Origin of the sequence: Terribacillus sp. JSM ZJ617 (assembly GCF_044383785.1) — a bacterium.
Taxonomy (GTDB): Bacteria; Bacillota; Bacilli; order Bacillales; family Amphibacillaceae; genus Terribacillus.
Genome location: NZ_JBISEQ010000001.1, coordinates 800349 through 816753, shown reverse-complemented (window position 1 = coordinate 816753; position 16405 = coordinate 800349). Strand labels below are relative to the sequence as shown.

Here is a 16405-nt window from a genome sequence, read left to right as displayed (position 1 = left end):
TCCTCCTAATTCCAAATCTTTTTTCCTAATTCACCCCTTCTATAATCTTTGTATCCGCTTAATACACTTTTGAACTTTCTTAACTTATCCTTTTCATATATCAAAATAGTAATTAGTGTCCAATAAAGATACATCGATGTAAATTTGGTAACTTTTAATTTGTTCGATTGATAATTTCTATAAACCCATAGTAGATTCCTCGTAATATAATATCTGCGTATATAATTATGATTAGTAACTGCTAATTTTTTCCCCAAGAAAAGCCTTTCTTGTAATTCACCAAGATTATGCTCTAAAGCAATATTGTTGTTTCTATATACTCTGTATCCAGAGTTTTTAATTCTATAACAATATTCATGATCAACGGAATCAATAAACAAATCTTCCTTAAACAGTCCAATTTCACTAATTTTATGTAGATCAATTATATTGCCAGAAGTCATAACTGTCTTAACTTCTTTAATACCTTCATCGTTCTTTAGATATGGAACTGTATGCTTTGGACTAAGTAAAGCAGCTTTCTTTAGTTCCATAAAGTCTCCATATATGTAGTTTATATATTTCTTTATTTCCTCTGGTTTAAAATAACTGTCTTGGTCCATTGTCAATAAATAGTCTGCTTTCTTTTGAAGTGCAAACTTAATGCCACAATTTAGCGCAAAAGCAATTCCTTTGTTTTCTCCCAAAGAAAGATATTCTATATTTTCCTTTTCTATTAATTGCGAGAACGATGCAGCATTACTTTCTTCTGAATTGTCAACAACCAGTAAATAATCAATATATTCTAAATAGGTTGAAATATTTTTTATAACCATATCTGATTTTGGATTGTATAAGACAACTATGCCTGCTATCATTTTATCTCCTTTATCCATGAAAAACAGTTTCATACTTATTAATTATTTTTTCCCAAGAATACTTTTCATTGATCCGTTTCTTAGCAAGTTTACCTAGATTTCTCTTTTCTTCTGTGCTGAAAGTGTCCAAAGCAGTTAATAATTTGGATAATTTATCTTTGTCTTTACTAAAATACAATGCAGCATTGGATCCTACTTCTCGATTAAAATTAACATCTAGTAATAAATTAAGATCGGTGGTAGCTAGAGCTTCTAATAAGGAAGGATTTGTACCTCCAACTTCATGACCATGAATATAGCCACTTGCCTTCTGTCTTAATTCAACTAGCAACTCCTGATCATATACTGTTCCTACAAATTTAATTCTGTTATCTTGATTAAATTCAGTAGTTTTAATTAAGTATTCATAAAACTTATTCTGTTCTACGTTAGAAACAATGATTAAGTCTTTTTTTATGTTAGTTTTCATAAATTCTTTAATAATTAGCTCATAATTATTCTCGGGAACAAATCTTCCAACTATAAGATAATAATTGTTCTCTCGTATTGTATGTGATTCACAAAATGCTACATATTTTGATCTTAGTCTTTCTAAATTACTGCTAGTTTCCTCTAAAGAATATGCACCGTAAGGAATAAATGTTGTATTAGGTTGATAAGAGCTGTACTCTTTTTTTATATATTCTTCAATATTAACTGAATCACATATAATTAAATCAGAACCTCTCACCATTAACTTCTCTGATAGCTTCCAATACTTTCTAATAGCTGCATTCCACTTGCTTCTCTTCCACTCATGGCCATCCGGATTTAAGAAAATTTTCACGCCCAATTTCTTGATTTTCTGATCAAATAATTTCATAAATGGCCCTATTCTACATGCTAGTATATAGATTGTGGAATCCTTCAATTTTTCACTTTCTATTATATCTAGTGCTGCACTTAAACTCTTCAAATCGTACAGTACTGCAGTTGCACTTCCTACTTTGGGAACCTTAATATTAAATAGTTCAACTCCTTCATAATTAGATCTATCATTACTAGTTTCTGATAAACATGATACATAATACTTAATGTCCTCACTTTTTCTGTTAATAGTAAGTTCATTTACAAATGTTTCAAATCCTCCATACTTTGCTGGTATGCCTTTAGAACCAATAATGAATACATTTTTCATAATGAGTCCTCCTTCTAATATACATAAAGTTCATTTTTACCGAGAATCTCATTATCACCGTGATTAATAGCTTCTTTTAAAAGTTCATAACGTTCTTTCTTCCTAAGTACTTTGCTTAATATTGATAATATTAACATCAAAGAAAATCTATTAATGTAATAAACCGGTAAATTTGTAACGAGATCTTTTTTTTCAAAATATACTCTATTTCTAACGCTGTAGTAAATACGTATATCATTATTACTAGTTAGAAATGACTTAACAAAACCATCCTTACTCTTTACAAACCATGACTCATCCATGTCTATTACTTTACTTGAGGGAATCAAATAAATTCGTGCACCTAAATCTTTCCGAAGACCATATGTAAAATCATAATCATCACAATATAAATAGTATTCACTATTTGGTAAGCGGGATTTATCTAACATTTCTTTTCTTAAAAATAGTCCACCGTATGGAGCAATAGGCACTTCTGCATATGGAATTGAATGAATATCCTTAATCTTATTGCCCTTCAACTTCCTAAAAATTTTAATGGGTATATCTTTTAAATGCCATCCGAGAAAACTATTTCCTAATTTAAATTCCTTACTTGGCTTATTTCCTTTTGAAACATTTAAGAAGTCTTTTCTATCTTCTCTGAGAGATAATAAAGCAATATTTTTAGTTTTAGCTGATAAAATATTATAAAAATGAAATAGTTCATCCAGTGATTCTCGACTAGGTGTATTATCATCATCTAATAAATATACATAATCTGAAGGTAATGTTTTCGCCTTTTCTATGCCAATCTGGTATGCATTTGCAGATCCTGTATTCTCAGCTAAATCAACAAAAATAAATTTATCATTATTGTATATTAATTTTAGTTCCTCAAGGTTAGAACCATTACTTACAATAACAATGTTACTTACCTGTTCATTTTCCTTGACATATTCAAGAAGATTTCTCAACAAATTTTGGCGAGAACCATAGGTAACGGTTACTATACTAGTACTCAGAGTATTTGCCTTCAATTTTTTTACCCCTTATAAACTTCGGCATTTATTCTACCAAACCATTTAATAATTTCTTTGCTCTTAGTCGATTTAGAACTTTGAATTACTTTTCTGACTCCAAGTATCTTTTTTCTACTTTTTAGGATAAAAGTTAAGGCAGGAATAGAAGAATGTTCACGGAATAAGACATAAATTATTATCATAAGATCGTAAATTATAAAATTCCAACCGTCTAAAATTATTCCTCTTTTAGACTCATTTTGAATTAACATAATTATTCTATTTTTTACTGAGTGCATATTGATAGAAGCAGACATTAATGCTCTTTTTTCAGGAGTATTGTGCCTAACATGGTATGATCTCGCAGCAGGATTGAATAGGCATTTCCATCCCTTTAACTGTGCTCTCCATGCCAAATCTACATCTTCTCTATATGCAAAGAAATACTCCAAAAAATACTCATTATTAATTTTTATATCTTCAAGCATTTCTCTCTTATATATAGGTGCAGCTCCAGAAGCGCCAAATACATACTCCATTTCATTGTACTGACCTTTATCTATTTCTTCCGCACCTCTATCAAGACTTCTTCTATTTCTTTTGAATATTATTCCTGTCGAATCAATTACATTAGTTTTTTGTTCTTTAATTGGGTCGTACCTTAGTAGCTTTCCAGATACAGAACCAATATCATTTGTACCTTCAATGCTCCTTACCATCTGTTCCAGAAATTCTTTCTCAGCGACTATATCAGGATTAAAAGGCATGTAGTACTTTGTATTAGAAACATTGATTCCTAAGTTGTGACCCCCACAAAAACCTAAATTCTTTTCGGAATGAATTAATTTAGCATTAGGAGCACATTCTTTGATTATTTCTCTTGTATCATCAACTGAATTGTTATCTATAATAAGCAACTCGTAATCAGAATACGACTGGTTATTAAGATATTCCAAGCATCTAGCTATATGCTCTGAACTGTTCCAAGTCACAATACAAACAGTTAAACTTTTCATTTTGGTTCCACCCTTTAAAATAGCTTAACTATGGACTTTATCTTTTCTGCCCAAGAATTTTCGCTAACAAAATTTATTCTTTTATGTCTATTAACTTCCTCATCTTCTGCATATGCAATCTCAAGCTGTTCTTTAAATTTTTCTTTCGTATTAGCAACATAAAGATATTCACTTAGGTCAGGAGCAGGAGGTATGCTTGTAGTTACAATAGGCTTGCCCATTGCTAAGTAATCATATATCTTCATTGAATCCTGAGACAGTGTATAATCATCGAGATAATGCGGTACTATGCATGCATCGAATTTATTTATATAAGAGGGTACTTTAGAGAAAGGAACCTCAGGTATATGTATTATGTTTGTATTATTAGTAACTAAGTCTACAAACGCACTAGATTCAAAATCATTCTTCCCAATAAATACAAATAAAGTATCTGGCATATTAAAAATTAAATAATGAACTATTTCAAGATTTATTCTTTCATGGATATTACCTACATACCCTACAAAATATTTATATGAAGAATCTATTTCGAACTTAGATTTTTCTTCTTTACTTTCATCGTTAATTGATGATGTGTTACTAATTATATGAACATTATTAGAATCTCTGAACTTATCTCTCATATATTTAGAATTCACAGTAATGATATCTACCATTTCTGTTGCAGTTTGATAGCCCTTAGTTATATGTTTTATGTGTCGTTTTCTATTTAAAAATAATGGAGAAATGGACCAATCGTCATAAGCATCAAATATACTAGGAACATTAATATGCTCTGCAATTTCAACTGATTTTGGGTCCCCTATCCATAAAATCATGTCTTTAGATCTTTCTTTTACCACTTTTTTTATATACCATGGCAATAAAGACCTTTCTAAGAATCCGAATGGTAGAAAGTGTTCTAAATAGGATATTCCATCCTTATCTTGATAAAGTTTAAATAGTATATTTTTTTTTATAATTAATCTTCTATCATCTTTTAATCCTTTAATAAACAATATAGGGTTCAATCTATTAACTACCATTACCTGTGAAATTGCCTTATTCTTATTAAAAAACTCAGCAAATTTTAAGGGTCTATTGATTTTTTTTCTATTTACATGATTATAAAAGTTATGTGGAGATATCATTACTAATAACTTTCCCATATTTAACTCCTTTTCGTTTACTAATAAAATAGCCATAAGTAAGGTATATAAAAATTGTTACAAACGGTAAAATACTTGAAGCTGCCAAACCAGATAGCAAGCTATTACTAAAGTGATTCAATAAATAGATATATATGACTATGTTGAATAAATTATTTGAGCTACCTTGATAAGCGTTATAAAGTAATTTAAGTAGAAACATACTAATGAATGGTACAATAAACCAACCTAAGACACCAAAATTAGCAAAAGCTTCTCCTAATACTGAAGGTACTGTTCCTCCCCCTAAATAAGTTTGGTTTAGAGCCATTTTTATTTGCATATCTAAAGTATATTGAGTTCCCGGTAAAATCGTTAAAAGAGAATCGAAATAGGAGGTACCAAATCGAAAATTTAAAATATCCGGTACCACTACCAGTACTCTCATAAAATTCTCAAAACCCACTGTAAGATAATGTGTAAAAACATAATACATTAGACCTAAATAGTTATTACTATCCAAATAGTTAGAGAACTCGGGATAAGAATGAAAAGAAGTGGTATTAATTACGCGATATGCCCCAAATCCTCCTACAAAAATAAAAACTCCTAGTCCAGATAACACACCTATTAATAATAATCTAGGTAACTTTATCTTCCCCTTATATTTTACGAATATGAAAATTAATAACGATGAAAAAAGAAGACTGAATACAGGAGCTCTATTTCCTAACGATAATAAAAATGCGATGGCTAATAAATATCGAATAATAGAGTGATGTTTTATATTCAATTTTTTCACTTTAATAATCATATAATTTAGAAAACCAATCGTTGATGAAAAGATTAGGAAATAACTTAGTATATTTAAAATGGCGCCCCCTTTTAAAGAAGCATCTACTCGTGCTTGTTCCAGATTATTCATTAATAATGGAATTTGCCCAATTTGAATTATATAAAGACAATAGCCAACAAACCCTATAATAAAAAGTAACTTTTCAAATTGTAGAGATTGTGGAATTTGAGTTTTGTAAATTTCCTTGTGCTGTACTTTACGTTTCTTGTACTTATCAAGTAAAAGCTTAGAAAATAAATATCCACACAAATAACCTACAACACCCAGAATAGTAGCTTTACCGCCTATATCGGAGTAACTTTCAAAGGCTCCAGCATATAATAGTCCTCCTAGTCCAAAAAACACGAAGAAAAATGCACTATACAATAAAAGAGGATTTGTAAGGAATATATATCCTTTATTTTTTGAAGCTGCTATAACCATATACAATAATGGTGGTATTAAACTTACTATCATCGCAAAAAAGGTGATACTTAAGTTTTCCCCCATCCAAACTGCAGTTATTCCAAGCATAATACTGATGAATAAAAGAAAAATATATATTCTGACTCGTACCTGTGAAATGATCATATTTACCCTTCCGTCATATATTAATAAGCATCCTTTGAACCTATTAGCACTTTAAAAGTTTTTATAATAAGTTTTAAGTCAAGTAAAAGATTGCGACTATTGATATATTTCAAATCCAATTCGACCTGTTCTTTAAAGCTCAAGTTACTTCTACCTTCGACTTGCCAAAAACAAGTCAATCCTGGAACAGCCTTAAGTCGTTCTCGTTCGTATGATGAATAAGTTTCGACTTCTCTTGGCAATGCCGGCCGCGGTCCAACAAGTGACATTTCTCCCTTGAGTACATTTAATAATTGCGGTATCTCATCTAAGCTAGTTTTCCTAAGAAACTTTCCGATTTTAGTCACTCTAGGATCTTCTTTCATTTTGAATAACGGTCCACTAGCCTCATTATGTTCTAGCAAACTCTCTAGTAAATCCTCAGCATTAGATACCATAGAACGAAACTTGTACATTTGAAATTTACGACCATCCTTTCCAACTCTAACCTGGCTAAAAATGAACGGTCCTTTTCTATCTTCTAGCTTAATTAATAGAGCAATCAGAACAAATATAGGTAGGAGTAAAATGATACTAATCAGAGATAAGAAAATATCGATAAATCTTTTAACAAAAAGATAGCTTTTATTTTCAGTTTTTATTATAGTTTTTGCCTCAACAGCTTTATACATATGCTGCTTTGATCCTGTCATTTGTTGTCCTCTCCCTCCCAACTAAAAAATTCCCAAGAACTTTTTACGTATTATTCTTTCCGGAACGTCTCCCACTATGGTTTCACCCGCAATAAGTAATTCTGCATTTTCTTGATAAGAATAAATTAGGTCTATACCATATGTATCTTCAATTTCTCTTAGTGCATCATGCATAATAAATCCTCTACTATGTACGTTATGTGCATCTGAGGCTATAAAATGAGTAAGATTAGATTGCATAATTTCATGGCTAAAATTCCGTATCTTCTTCCCAAACTTCCCAACTATACTTGCTGCAGTCACCTGTGTCAGTACTCCACTTTTTACAAGTTCATAAAGCTTGTCTGGCTTGGACATCAATTCACTATTACGTTCAGGGTGCACGATTACGGGCGTGTAACCTTCCACTTGAATATCATAAAGCAGTTTGTTCGTATACTTAGGAACAGTTGAGGTAGGTAATTCAACAAGGATATAAGGAGTATCAAGATTCACGGGTAAAATTTCTTTGGCTGATAACCCTTCAGCAAGGTCACCATATATTCTGGTTTCTTGTCCTGGCAGGATATAAACTTCTATATTTTCTTCCTCTAAGATTCTGTTTAATTCATTAACACGCATAAGGATATCTTCTCGATAATTATCAAATTGATTATTGCGGTGATGCGGGGTAGCGACAATGGTATGAATACCTTGTGCCGCTGCTGCTTTTGCCATTTCTATACTGTCTTCCAATGTTCTTGCTCCATCGTCAACACCCGGCAATATATGGCAATGAATATCTATCATAAGATCTACACCCTTCATTTCCCCAAATTATTCAAAAAAATAATGACATATTTCCTATAATCTTCGCGAAAATATATCCTCGTTAATCGAGGACATATTTTTGCTTAGGTTAACTACCATAATAGTAGTAAGTATTAGATTTCTTTTGCTCTACATCATTCAGCACAATTCCAAGAAGCTTAGCATGTGCCGGTTCAAGCAGCTCTTTTGCTTTTTGAATCGCATCATACTCAGTCTGTTCACTGCGCACGACGATCAGGGCTCCATCACACGTATTAGCTAGGATCTGTGCATCCGTTACAGCCAGTACTGGCGGTGTATCAAAGATAACCATGTCGTACGTTTCTTGTGCTTTTAGAATCAATTGTTTCATAGCGTTAGAACCTAATAGTTCAGATGGGTTTGGAGGAATTGGTCCGCATGTCAGGATGTCTAGATTTGGAACATCCGTTTCCTTGGTTGCTTCCTCTAAAGGTTTCTCGCCCACCAGTACAGTACTAAGACCCGCACGGTTATCTAGCTTGAATGTGTAATGTACCGTTGGCTTACGCAAATCGGCATCAATTAATAGTACCTTTTTACCCTGTTGCGCAAAGACAACAGCCAGGTTTGCAGTAGTAGATGATTTCCCTTCAGATGGACCCGACGATGTCACGAGAAGTGAACGCATCGTTGCATCCACAGATGCAAATTCAATATTCGTACGGATTGTTCGATATTGCTCCGAAATAGGGGACTTAGGATTAAACTTTGTTATGAGAGATCGGACATTTGTCTTAAACTGTTTTTTTCTTTTGGCCACTGTACTCTCTCCTAACTTGTCTCTTATTAGCAGGTGCTGCATATTGCTTATTGGTTTTCATGTCTTCCTCGGTCATATGGCTAATGATACCGATAACTGGGATACCGATGCGTTTTTCGATATCTGCTTCAGTTTTCACAGTATTATCTAGATACTCTAATAGGAATGCGAGTCCGATTCCCACCATTGCACCTAGTACAAGGGCAATTGCAGTATTCAAAAGTATATTTGGACTAGCCGGTGATGGATTTTCTACTGTTTCAGCTAAGGATAAAGGCTTGACGTTTTCTAAATTCATTAGTTCCGGAATTTCTTTTTGGAAAACATCAACTGTAGTGTTGGCTAGCTCTGCAGCTTTTGCCTGGCTTGTATCTGTTGCGGTTACTGTGATGATCTGTGTATCAGCTTCGGAGGAAACTTCCAGCTTCTCAGCCAATTCGCTGGAAGAGAGGGATAAGTTCATTTCCTTTGCGACTTCATCCAGGATGACTGGGCTTGTCATGACAATCTTATATGTATTGATTAAGCTGATATTGGATTGGATAGCATTATTCAGAGTGGAAACATCCACGTTTTCTTCCTGGTTGACTACGACAGATGCACTAGCTTGGTAGGTCGGGGTAATTAAAAAATAACTAACTAAAAAAGCGATTGCAGCGAAACTAACGATCAAAGATAAAATCATTAGCGCTCGTTTTTTCAATACTGCAAAAATTTCCTTTAAAGAGATTGTCTCTTCCATTCATGTCCCTCCGATGAGATGTACTAAAAAATAAGTCCAAAGACAAAGAAAAATGCTAACTTTTAGAAATTTGTATGTACTTTTTTATTATATAAGGTTTCCATAACCTTGCAATGACTGTTTTTGTCGAATATATGTAAGCGCTACAATAGTCACTTGCATCTTGTCGAAACATCGTTATAATATATAGTTCAATTTTCTTAGTCAGCATTTAAAAACATGAAAAGTATACCACAAATTTCCCAGATGCAACATAGAATTACCAATTTATATTAAAAAAACCGAACCCACTTGCGCAGGTTCGGTTTCTTCTTATTTGTTTTCTGTTACAACACTGTTATTCAGATATTCCTGAAGCTGATCTTTTAGGTCAGGACGATCAAGCGCGAATTCGATCGTCGCTTTGATGAATCCAAATTTATCACCAACGTCGTAACGATCGCCAGTGAACTCACAAGCGTAAACGGCTTGCTTCTTGTTCAATTCCTTGATTGCATCTGTAAGCTGGATCTCTCCGCCAGCACCTGGAGGAAGAGTTTCCAAGATATCGAATATCTCCGGAGTCAATACATAACGACCCATGATAGCGTAGTTAGATGGAGCTTCTTCTTTCTTAGGCTTCTCAACCAAGTCACTGACTTGCATCAGGTTCGGCTCGCTTGTAGAACCTTGAGGTGCAACAACACCATACTTGGATACTTCAGATTCAGGTACTTGCTGAACACCAACAACAGAACCGCGATACTTCTCGAATGCCTCTGTTAATTGTTTCAATGCTGGTGTGCCTTCTGTTTTCACAATGTCATCACCTAGCAATACTGCGAATGGCTCGTTGCCGATGAATTTCTTAGCAGTAGAGATTGCGTGGCCAAGACCTTTTGCTTCTTTTTGACGGATATAGTGGATATCAGCCAGGTTGGAGATGTCTTGGATTTCCTCAAGCATCTTCATTTTATCCTTCTTAATAAGCTGATCCTCTAATTCGTAGGATTTGTCGAAGTGGTCTTCAATCGCACGCTTACCGCGGCCACTGACAATGATGATATCCTCGATACCTGATTTTACGGCTTCTTCAACAATGTACTGAATTGTCGGTTTGTCGACGATCGGCAGCATTTCCTTTGGCTGTGCTTTTGTTGCTGGCAGGAAGCGTGTACCTAATCCTGCAGCTGGGATGATGGCCTTTTTGATTTTCATACGTTCTGCACCTCTTTATGTAATGTATGTAGATAGCGTGTAGAGTGTTTCGTACAAATTATACTTCCCGATGCAATGAAGATAAAACATATTTCCATACGGTAAAGTGCAACTCATACTAAAGTCCCTCTACCTTTACTGAATCTGTAAAAATAGTAACATACTTTTCAGAATTGGCTCAATAGATAACTTTCTACATTTCCCTACAATATACGAGTTTAATATTACAGTTACATTACAACTGCGTAAATTCTGGTAATTCAGGTGCCAAATTATGCTATAGTATGATTAATTTCTATGGATTATGAAAATAAAGGAGAACGTTACTAGAATGAAAAAGACGATTGTTACCCTTGCTGCTACTGCGGTAATTGCTAGTTCATATGCCACAACTGTTGACGCTGCATCTTACAAGGTTCAGAAGGGCGACTCGCTCTGGAAGATTGCTAGCAAATACGACACTTCCGTAAATAAATTAATGGAAATCAATGGACTGAAAAGCTCCATTATCTTCCCTAACCAAGTATTGCAGACTTCTGGTTCATCCAGTTCATCTAAATCTACTGCGAAAACATCTTCATCATCTTCTAGCAGTGCATCTACATATACTGTTAAATCCGGTGATACGTTGAGTGGTATTGCATCTAAACATAAAATTTCTTTGAACGACTTGAAAAAATGGAATAATATCTCCGGATACTTGATCTATCCTGGTGACAAGCTGAAGGTTTCTGCAGGAGGATCTTCTTCATCGAATAACTCTTCCTCTAATTCTGGAAGCTCATCCAGCAATAACAGCAGCTCTTCTTCTACTTATAAAGTGAAGTCTGGTGACTCACTATGGAAGATCGCTAACAACAACGGCGTATCTGTTGCGAACCTGAAAAGCTGGAACAACCTATCTTCTGATGTGATCCGCGTTGGTCAAACATTGAAGATCAATGGTAAAGCGAGCAGCGGTTCATCTTCTTCTTCGAAGCCTGCGAATAACACGCAAGTGGATTCCGCTAAGACTTCTAAGAGTGTGGACAAGCTGATCAGCGTTGCTAAATCCCAGCTTGGCAAACCATATGTATGGGGCGGTTCTTCAACTGCTGGCTTCGACTGCAGCGGATTCATCTATTATGCTTTCAAGAACGCTGGTTATGATATCTCCCGTACATCTGCGGAAGGCTACTTCAACCGTTCTTACTATGTAAACTCACCGCAGCCTGGTGACTTGATCTTCTTCAAAGGTACGTATAAAGCTGGTATCTCCCATATGGGTATCTACCTTGGCGGCGGTCAGTTCATCCATGCGGATAACGACGGCGTACGTATCACAAGCACAAGCAACTCTTACTACGCTAAGCATTTCGATAGCTACAAGCGTTTCTATTGATCATGAAAGCTTGGGACAGAACCTTCTGTCTCAGGCTTTTTTATTTTGCTTTCTGGAGATATGAGCTGGCGCAGGTCCGTCAGCTGACGCGCTACTTCAGCCACCAGGAATAGCATAACAAGTACACCAATGATATAGAAAACAATTTGGAACATGTCGTTCCCTCCTATGTTAGTTACTTTATAAGACGGTTCGGAGGGCACTTTGGTTTCGTTTTATTTTATTGGTATGCATATTTCACAATAATTTTCCTTTAGAAGCTTCGCAGTGAATCTTTCAAAGGCAGGCCGACTATCAACTTCCAAACTACGATCGGATAACGTACCAAATATGTCTTTCCATGCTTGCTTCATCGCCTCCACAGTATGCTGTACAGTGAAACTGATATACTTACCTCCTTTCAACTCTCCAATAAGTACTGTATCATCCTTCTGAAAATCTTCAGGTATGATCAGAGCAGCGTCATATCGACATTCGTGCGGATCTGTCGTTTCTACATTGTCTTGCGATATGCCCAGGATGATCGAGGTGTCATCCAGTAGTTTTTCTGCTGCTGCCCATTCCTTTAATTTTTGCATCGTTTGATAATTAGCAGCGCCATAAGGACCTACTCTGCGAAAGTAAGCAATCCGGTAAGTTGGGATGGTTTCGATTTTTACTTTCATTTACATCCTTCTTTCCTTTTTTTGTTTTCTTGCCTCTCGAATGTAATATGTTATAAAAATTATTCAATTGATTTTTTAAAAAATACTTAATAGGCATACAAAAAGCTTATTCCTATATTCGGAATAAGCCTTTTGTATGAACGATACGGTATTTGGCTACTTCTACACGTGTACCTTCCGTTGTGGAAGACGTAATATCGAAGTTATCCATAAGGCGCTTCACCCCTGGAAGTCCGCGTCCCAATCCGCCTCCTGTCGTATAGCCATCAAGCATGGCTTCCTGCAGGTTTTGTATACCAGGTCCGTTATCTTTGGCTGTAATATGAATGCCAATCCTTCTTGTATCTTGTTCGCTGCGGATACAGATTGTTCCGCTGCCTGCATATTTATATATGTTACGGGCAAGCTCTGAGATGGCTGCAGTGATGCGTGCTTGTTCGACCGCACTGAATCCTAAGTCTGCTGCTAGCTTCCTGCCGCATGATCTGCTTGTGACAATATCTTTTTCATTTTCTATCTTCATTTCAGTCACCTTCCCCTCACCAGGAGCTGACGCCACGTGCTTACTTATATTGATAGATAGGTCTCCTTCTGATTGGCTTGGACCATTAAAATAAGCCAAAGTAAAGACGCTTCCCGCTGCCCCTACTTTGGCTTTATCGCTAGTTCCATGCCCAGCTGATTGCTAGCCAATATCTTTTAGTTTGTTCAAAGGATCAATTATAACGACTATGATGCTCCGATCTGATTCGAACTCCCAATCAGCGAACACCTCTTGTACAACGCCTTCCAGCAGATGACTTTCTTTATCAAATGCCTTGCGGAACGCTTGCTTTTCCAGTTTGCTCTTCGCTCTCCTTAATACTTCTGTCTCACCTATATTGAAGATTTCCTTCTCAATGTCGACCAGAATGCCATCGCGGTAGATAACTAGAGTTCTATTATTCAGTGTAACTGTTTTTACTGTATTTGGCAACTTTTGAATCGATTCTGTGATCATAGATACTAGCTCATTGATCTGCTCAGAAGAATCTTTTTGCTCTATTGTGATGATACTATCTCTAATGGCTACGATAACACCGCCATTTGTCTCTATATCCCAATCATAAAAGAAATGCTGATATTCGCGCCCAGTCCACTTCTCTATTTGTTTTTTCAATTCAGGGAGACATTTTTCCATGAGTGTATCTCGTGTGTCGTATACCATGGCATATTGCTCTTGTTCGAGAAGCACCTTTTCAACCGGTGTCAGCAAATCCCGCACATAAATACAGACTATAGCTTCAGAAATAGAAACAAATACCCCTTCAGGTCCTTTTCCGAAATGTTTTCGGAAAAGTCCTGCTGTAAAGCCTGCCAGCTCTTTTTGTTGTTCTTTTATACTCATTCTCGTATACCCTGTTTCCGATAGATTTTTTTATTTTAATTGTACTGTATAAGCGCCTTATTTGGATATAAAAAAAAGCCTGCACTAACGAATTTTAATCGTCATGGTGTAGGCTTCGTTGTTCTGTTCCATTGACATGGATAATTCTTCTCCTTCCAGGATAATGCGGGGCATATCGTCCAATGTCCGCTTCGCTTTCGGGTTTTCATAAATGAATGATTGCGGCATAAAGAACAGGCTGTTCTTACCATCTGTTCCTTTTTCGAGTACGATGTCATGCAGATCTGGTATTTCGATCATATGATTGTCTATATATATTTTTGCAACTATTGGTTTATGGTTGAAAACGAAAAAGTAATTATCATTGATGGACGAACCTCTTTTTGTTCGCTCGACAAAATCCTGCACACTTAACGTCAATGAAGGGCAAGTCATCTCTTACCACTCCTTTCCTGTCTAAGCATATGGAAAGCTTTTTCTTAGGTGGCTTGCTACTAGTTATGTACCCTTCCTGCAAAAAGATAAACGATTTATCCACAGGCTTTCTGAAACTTTCGCCCCAGGCAAATATGCTTTAAACCAGGGGTTATGATACACTAGGTGCTGTGATTTTACTTTATTCGACAACTGGGGGCAGACTTATGTATCCTACGAACACGATACGCGAAAAAGCGTCTTTATTCTTTCACATATTATGGCCTATCCTCGTGACACAGATCAGCTACAATGCCATGACTGTGCTGGATACAATGATGTCTGGACGCGCAGGCACAGATGATTTGGCTGGTGTGGCCGTTGGCTCCAGTCTATGGATGCCAGTCTATACCGGATTGACCGGCATCATGCTGGCCATCACGCCGATGGTCGGACAGCTGATCGGCAACAACCGCCGCAGCGATGTCGGGCGGACAGTTATGCAAGGATTTTATCTGGCTATTGTAATCTCATTGGTTGTACTGGCTATCGGCGCAATTGCTCTGCAGCCTGTGCTCGGAATTATGGACTTGAGTGCTGACGTACATATAGTGGCTACAGATTATCTGCACGGACTATCGATAGGTATCATCCCGCTGTTTGCCAGCGCCGTTTTACGTAATTTCTTTGATGCACAAGGCTATACGAGAGTATCAATGGTGATTTTGTTAATGGCACTGCCAATCAATGCGTTGCTGAACTATCTGCTCATTTTCGGTAACTTCGGTTTTCCGGAACTTGGCGGGGCCGGTGCCGGCTATGCGACAGCCTTTACATATTGGTTCATATTCGGGGCAAGTGTGTTTCTGACATTCAAGCTGAAAGAGATGCGAACGCATTACCTGTTTGTCCGATGGTATAGGGTATCATTTCAGGCTTGGAAGGAGCAGTTGAAGATCGGTGTGCCAATGGGTCTCAGTACATTCTTCGAAGCCAGTATCTTCAGTGTTGTTACGCTGCTGATGGGTTCCTTATTCGATACGACTGTCATTGCAGCCCACCAGACGGCATTGAACTTTACGACACTCATGTTCATGGTACCGCTAAGCATCTCAATTGGTATGACAATCGTGGTATCACATGAGGTCGGTGCCCGACGGATGAACCACGCTAAGCAATACGCCATTCTTGGTGTCAGTTCTGCACTAGTGATTATCGGTATTTTGAGCTTATTGTTATTCATCTTCCGCGAACAGATCAGTTACTTCTACACATCTGATCGTGCGGTCGTACTGCTTGCCATGCAGTTTATGCTGTTCGCGATCATGTACCAGTTTTCCGATGCAGCCCAAGCATCCCTGCAGGGTGTGCTGCGAGGTTATAAGGATGTTACTATCCCATTCATCATTGCCTTTATTTCCTATTGGATCGTCGGTTTGCCTAGCGGTTATTTACTTTCCCGCTTCACTACATTGGAACCCTTCGGATTCTGGGTCGGCATTACACTCGGTCTGACCTGTGCCGCTATTGGCTTTTTCCTTCGACTGCGATTCATTCAGCGCAGACAAGAGAAAGCTGCTGGTTAACACCTCCATCTCGGAGGTGTTTTTTTGTACAACTTTCCTAGTTTCCCCAATCAATGCTTCCAATCTCAAATTAATGTCTCAAAATTCAACCTACTTTCCCAATTAAAATCTACTAGGAAACATGCTATGCTTGATACAGGCAA

Annotated in this window: 18 protein-coding genes; 2 read left to right on the top strand and 16 right to left on the bottom strand. The window is 36.4% G+C overall.

The genetic code is table 11. The features are described from left to right. Nucleotides 1-5 precede the first annotated feature (5 nt). The 11 genes from ACH6C1_RS03960 to galU form a co-directional block, all read right to left on the bottom strand. The gene (locus tag ACH6C1_RS03960) at nt 6-875 is read right to left on the bottom strand and encodes a glycosyltransferase family 2 protein (RefSeq protein ID WP_374074788.1); all 870 of its coding nucleotides are present in this window, start codon (nt 873-875) and stop codon (nt 6-8) included. After that, entirely contained in the window at nt 868-2034 is a 1167-nt protein-coding gene (gene cps2T / locus ACH6C1_RS03955; RefSeq protein ID WP_374074786.1) for a beta 1-4 rhamnosyltransferase Cps2T, read from the bottom strand. The genes ACH6C1_RS03960 and cps2T overlap by 8 nt, the downstream gene beginning before the upstream one ends. A gap of 14 nt (nt 2035-2048) precedes the next feature. After that, complete coding sequence (locus ACH6C1_RS03950; protein ID WP_374074784.1) at nt 2049-3053, bottom strand: glycosyltransferase family 2 protein; 1005 nt, start codon at nt 3051-3053, stop codon at nt 2049-2051. Nucleotides 3054-3058: 5 nt separating this feature from the next. Then, nucleotides 3059-4051, bottom strand: a complete 993-nt coding sequence (locus ACH6C1_RS03945; protein ID WP_374074782.1) for a glycosyltransferase family 2 protein — start codon at nt 4049-4051, stop codon at nt 3059-3061. Between the two features lie 14 nt (nt 4052-4065). Next, nucleotides 4066-5202 (bottom strand): glycosyltransferase, encoded by a 1137-nt coding sequence (locus ACH6C1_RS03940; RefSeq protein WP_374074780.1) that lies wholly within the window; start codon nt 5200-5202, stop codon nt 4066-4068. Further along, complete coding sequence (locus ACH6C1_RS03935) at nt 5168-6607, bottom strand: O-antigen polymerase (RefSeq protein ID WP_374074778.1); 1440 nt, start codon at nt 6605-6607, stop codon at nt 5168-5170. Before ACH6C1_RS03935 ends, ACH6C1_RS03940 begins: the two co-directional genes overlap by 35 nt. Nucleotides 6608-6627: 20 nt before the next feature. Further along, on the bottom strand, nt 6628-7299 hold the full coding sequence (locus ACH6C1_RS03930) for a sugar transferase (protein WP_374074776.1): 672 nt from the start codon (nt 7297-7299) through the stop codon (nt 6628-6630). Nucleotides 7300-7320: 21 nt separating this feature from the next. Then, nucleotides 7321-8088 (bottom strand): tyrosine-protein phosphatase, encoded by a 768-nt coding sequence (locus ACH6C1_RS03925; RefSeq protein WP_374074774.1) that lies wholly within the window; start codon nt 8086-8088, stop codon nt 7321-7323. A gap of 109 nt (nt 8089-8197) precedes the next feature. Then, nucleotides 8198-8890: a CpsD/CapB family tyrosine-protein kinase gene (locus ACH6C1_RS03920; RefSeq protein ID WP_374074772.1), complete on the bottom strand. Its 693-nt coding sequence runs from the start codon at nt 8888-8890 to the stop codon at nt 8198-8200. After that, nucleotides 8865-9632, bottom strand: a complete 768-nt coding sequence (locus tag ACH6C1_RS03915; protein WP_374074770.1) for a YveK family protein — start codon at nt 9630-9632, stop codon at nt 8865-8867. The genes ACH6C1_RS03920 and ACH6C1_RS03915 overlap by 26 nt, the downstream gene beginning before the upstream one ends. A gap of 312 nt (nt 9633-9944) precedes the next feature. Beyond that, nucleotides 9945-10829, bottom strand: a complete 885-nt coding sequence (gene galU / locus ACH6C1_RS03910; RefSeq protein ID WP_366247718.1) for a UTP--glucose-1-phosphate uridylyltransferase GalU — start codon at nt 10827-10829, stop codon at nt 9945-9947. A 331-nt stretch (nt 10830-11160) separates the two neighbouring features. Here galU and ACH6C1_RS03905 point away from each other — a divergent pair, with 331 nt between their 5' ends. Next, complete coding sequence (locus tag ACH6C1_RS03905) at nt 11161-12210, top strand: C40 family peptidase (protein WP_374074768.1); 1050 nt, start codon at nt 11161-11163, stop codon at nt 12208-12210. Here the strand turns inward: ACH6C1_RS03905 and ACH6C1_RS03900 are convergent. The 5 genes from ACH6C1_RS03900 to ACH6C1_RS03880 all read right to left on the bottom strand — a co-directional run bounded on the left by ACH6C1_RS03900 (nt 12204) and on the right by ACH6C1_RS03880 (nt 14697). Next, nucleotides 12204-12365 carry a hypothetical protein gene (locus ACH6C1_RS03900; protein ID WP_374074766.1) on the bottom strand — a complete coding sequence of 54 codons (162 nt, stop codon included), beginning with the start codon at nt 12363-12365 and terminating at the stop codon, nt 12204-12206. The genes ACH6C1_RS03905 and ACH6C1_RS03900 overlap by 7 nt on opposite strands. Nucleotides 12366-12425: 60 nt before the next feature. Beyond that, complete coding sequence (locus tag ACH6C1_RS03895; protein WP_374074764.1) at nt 12426-12875, bottom strand: AraC family transcriptional regulator; 450 nt, start codon at nt 12873-12875, stop codon at nt 12426-12428. A 112-nt stretch (nt 12876-12987) separates the two neighbouring features. Beyond that, nucleotides 12988-13398, bottom strand: coding sequence for an ATP-binding protein (locus tag ACH6C1_RS03890; RefSeq protein WP_286160655.1), 411 nt, complete (start codon nt 13396-13398; stop codon nt 12988-12990). A 162-nt stretch (nt 13399-13560) separates the two neighbouring features. After that, entirely contained in the window at nt 13561-14262 is a 702-nt protein-coding gene (locus ACH6C1_RS03885) for a Na-translocating system protein MpsC family protein (RefSeq protein WP_374074763.1), read from the bottom strand. Nucleotides 14263-14346: 84 nt separating this feature from the next. After that, entirely contained in the window at nt 14347-14697 is a 351-nt protein-coding gene (locus tag ACH6C1_RS03880; RefSeq protein ID WP_095220864.1) for a hypothetical protein, read from the bottom strand. A gap of 206 nt (nt 14698-14903) precedes the next feature. On the opposite strand from ACH6C1_RS03880, the gene ACH6C1_RS03875 reads away from it, so the two are divergent. Next, the gene (locus ACH6C1_RS03875) at nt 14904-16262 is read left to right on the top strand and encodes an MATE family efflux transporter (protein ID WP_374074761.1); all 1359 of its coding nucleotides are present in this window, start codon (nt 14904-14906) and stop codon (nt 16260-16262) included. The last annotated feature ends 143 nt before the right edge of the window (nt 16263-16405 follow it).